The 1,556-nt window shown below is 41.9% G+C and carries 3 protein-coding genes; 2 read left to right on the top strand and 1 reads right to left on the bottom strand.

The genetic code is table 11. The annotated features are described in order from the left end of the window. Nucleotides 1–82: transposase (locus E7A03_RS09895; RefSeq protein ID WP_048955451.1), on the bottom strand; the 82-nt coding region annotated here is incomplete at its 3' end. A 322-nt stretch (nt 83–404) separates the two neighbouring features. On the opposite strand from E7A03_RS09895, the gene E7A03_RS09900 reads away from it, so the two are divergent. Together E7A03_RS09900 and E7A03_RS09905 are read left to right on the top strand one after the other, a co-directional pair. Next, on the top strand, nt 405–716 hold the full coding sequence (locus E7A03_RS09900) for a hypothetical protein (protein ID WP_049082205.1): 312 nt from the start codon (nt 405–407) through the stop codon (nt 714–716). Nucleotides 717–847: 131 nt separating this feature from the next. After that, entirely contained in the window at nt 848–1,198 is a 351-nt protein-coding gene (locus tag E7A03_RS09905; protein ID WP_075207243.1) for a hypothetical protein, read from the top strand. Nucleotides 1,199–1,556: the final 358 nt, after the last annotated feature.

Genomic DNA, 1,556 nt, shown 5'->3' on the forward strand with positions numbered 1-1,556 from the left:
CGCTGGCAACAGAATAACCGCGATCAACAACCTGTTTGACTGCTTCAATTTTAAACTCTTCGGGATAACGCTTACCGCTCATGGGCACCTCTCTTTAAGTCATCTTAAATGACTCTGAGGTGTCTGTTAAACCCGTGGCGATTCAGTTGAAGAAATCAGCACTGAATAAAATTTTCAAAATTTTATTCATGATGCTTAAAAAAATTAATGCAGATGAATCATCGGGATAGAGTATTCTACATCAACTGCATTCTTAATTTTACGTCAAAATCAACCGTTGCACTAAAATAAATCATTACTAGAATAGCTATCCAGAAGAATCACCATGTATTCAGTGGCTGTCTTCAGTCTGACCCTCGGGCGCAGTTAAAATATTGGGAAAATAAATCAGGAGTGAAAATGCAGTGACAGAGACACGTTACACAACGTCTAAAAGCAAAAAAGCCCTGAATAATCAGAGCTTTATTACTGGATTGGAAATGACGGCCATCAAATCCAATTCAAAACACACCAAAGGCATTTCCTCAAGTGATGAAGATAATAGAAAACTATTCAATCTACGTCAACCGAATGCCTGCGGTAACAATCCCAAAGCCGTTATCGGAGGTACAATTATGTTGCCATTGCTCGACACGTTCATGAATGCCCCTCTTCTGAGTCAGGGGGCTACTATCCTGTTTCTTGGGCTTCTTATCCTTGCGCTCAAGAACCAGTGATCGCACTGAGCTGGCTTCGGCCAGCTTCTTTACTTGGATAGAATTACCTGAGTGTCCAACCCATTGCGGCGCAGGGATAAAGCTGTAAACTTTTACTGATGAACAAAGTAGCCCGTTGGGCATAAGACAACATGGAGCAAACCTTGGCTAAGGTAACCAGAATTCAGGCCGGAAGATACGCAGTCGATGATGGGCGTTGCATTATAAAAAATAACTCTGGGTGGCTTATTGTCGATGCTAATGGCGCTCATGATTTTGGACCTGTCCCCACATTAGCAGCAGCTAAGGAATATGTTGAGTCTGGTACTGTTCCGCTAAGGCAGCACAATTTCTCTACATCTCATGATCGAAGACAAAGTAAAAAAGAATTTAATGCGTATTTGGCATCTGAAGCTAAAAATGGCAATCCAATGCCAGCCATTCTTTGGATAATTGTCCTTTGCATCATCTGCGGCATTGTAGTTGCAGTTCGAGGTTATTAATCTTGGACAGAAAATGCTGTATGTCCAGTCTGTGCTGGAATTATACTGGCAACCATGATCATCACAGGAAGAACGAGTAACAGATGGCAACTGCGTGGGTGGATGTGGCTGATAATGCCGTAAAAATAGGTTTGGGGTCATTGTTGACTATTTTAGGGGGTGGTTGACTCTTAAGCTAACACAAAAGCACGAATTAAAAAAAGAAGCGGCAGTACAGGGATTAAAAGATAAAGAAATAAAAACCAAACGATATGTTGAGTTGACCTGCCCCCAGAGTTAGATACAACCTTCAGTTAGTAATGTCGGTTGGTTTTTCTTCATATTTCCCGTTTCGCCAGCCCGCTGCAAATTCAGCCGG

Source organism: Veillonella parvula (assembly GCF_032472435.1).
Classification (GTDB): Bacteria; Bacillota; Negativicutes; order Veillonellales; family Veillonellaceae; genus Veillonella; species Veillonella parvula_N.